We start from the raw sequence: 1,643 nt of genomic DNA on the forward strand, positions 1-1,643 counted from the left end.
AGAAGCCGTATCTCAACCGAATGCGATCTGTTGATTTTCCCTGGTCAGGCATGGGTTCGGGTGGGGTGAGGGAGAGTTCCGATGTTCTGTTCCGCTGTTCGGTGAGGGGTATGCGGTGGCGTCGGTGCTGGGGTTGTTGGAGGCAAGGGAAGCGGCTGCTCGTGCGCGGGTCGAAGATCTGCGGGAGGCGGCAGCCCGGGCGGCTGCCGTGCTGGAGGCCGCGGAGATCGAACTGGACCGGCGAGTGATCGCGCGGGAAGAACTTGTCGAGGCCCTGGCCGTGTCCGCTGACGAGGCCACCGCCGTGCCGGAGGCAGCCGCAGAATCCGTGCCCGTACCGTTGCCGGGAACGACGGTGCCGTCCTGGCACGAAGGGCTGCCTGCGACTGTTCTCTCGCCGGACTACCAACGGGTCCTGGGCATGGTGGCGGACCGGTCGGCCCAGGGGCCGGTGCGGGCCAAGGAGATCGCGGTGGTGCTCGGGCTGGAGCCGACGCCGGCGAAGGTGGAGGGCGTGCGGTCGAAGGCGAGACGTCTGGCGGAGCGCGGGTGGCTGGTCCAGGAGACGTCGGGGATGTTCACCGCCGGCCACAGGCCGGTGGCCGGGCCAGGCGGCGGCTCATCCGAGTAATCATCGACCACTGGATCATCGCCTCGCCGGTGGCCGTCAGGGTTTCGTAGTCGCGGGCCAGACGGCGCGAATGCATCAGCCACGCGAACGTGCGCTCCACCACCCACCTGCGCGGCAGCACCACGAACCCTTCCATGGTGTCGGTGCGCTTGACGACCTGAAGGGCGAAACCGAGTCTCTTCACGCACCAGTGGACCAGGCCGCCGGTGTAACCGCCGTCGGCCCAGACCAGGGTGATCTCCCGGTGCAGCGACCGCAGTCGTCGTAGCAGGGGCACAGCCGCGTCCCGGTCCCCGATGTTCGCAGCTGTCACCACGACGGCCAGCAGCAGGCCGAGCGTGTCGGTCACGATGTGCCTCTTTCGGCCCGGCACCTTCTTCCCGCCGTCGTACCCGCTGGAAGAAGCCGGCACCGAGGCGGATACCCGGACCGACTGCGCGTCGATGATCCCCGCCGAAGGCTCCGCCTGTCGGCCCTCGCGCTCACGGACCTTCCCGCGCAGCCGGTCATGGAACTCCGCGACCAGCCCGCACTCCCGCCACCGGCGGAAGAAGGCATAGACCCGCCCCCAGGCGGGGAAGTCCGCGGGCATCGCCCGCCAGGAGATCCCGCCCGCGACCAGGTACCGGATCGCGTCCAACATCTGGCGGTGGCAGTAGCCCTCGGGCTGCCCGCCCCTGCCCTCCAGCCAGGCCGGAACCGGCAACAACGGCCGCACCGCCGCCCACTCCGCGTCCGTCATGTCCGAGGGATACCGGCGTACCCGCTCCGGATGATCCGCCGCGTTCCCGTACACGTGCGCGAGACAATCACACGATCGGGCAGCCGAGTTGAACAAGGCGGGCGCGAGCGCGTAGAACTGCGACAACAGGGCCTCCTGGAACTGCTCGGTTCGGTTCGCACCTCCGAGCTACCAAGGGGCCCTGCCTTCATGCACCCACCACCGGAAGATCACCCCGGCGGGAAACCCGTTCGACTCACACGTTCCATGACCGGTTGAGACACGGCTTCT

2 protein-coding genes are annotated in these 1,643 nt (G+C 68.7%); one reads left to right on the forward strand and one right to left on the reverse strand.

The annotated features are described in order from the left end of the window. The first annotated feature begins 115 nt into the window (after positions 1 to 115). Positions 116 to 631 carry a hypothetical protein gene (locus tag ABD374_RS31615; RefSeq protein WP_344500070.1) on the forward strand — a complete coding sequence of 172 codons (516 nt, stop codon included), beginning with the start codon at positions 116 to 118 and terminating at the stop codon, positions 629 to 631. On the opposite strand, the gene ABD374_RS31620 is transcribed toward ABD374_RS31615, so the two are convergent. Then, positions 579 to 1,373, reverse strand: a complete 795-nt coding sequence (locus ABD374_RS31620; protein ID WP_344500072.1) for an IS5 family transposase — start codon at positions 1,371 to 1,373, stop codon at positions 579 to 581. The two genes, ABD374_RS31615 and ABD374_RS31620, sit on opposite strands and share 53 nt — an antisense overlap. Between the last annotated feature and the right edge of the window lie 270 nt (positions 1,374 to 1,643).

Source organism: Streptomyces enissocaesilis (assembly GCF_039533765.1).
GTDB classification, from domain to species: Bacteria; Actinomycetota; Actinomycetes; order Streptomycetales; family Streptomycetaceae; genus Streptomyces; species Streptomyces enissocaesilis.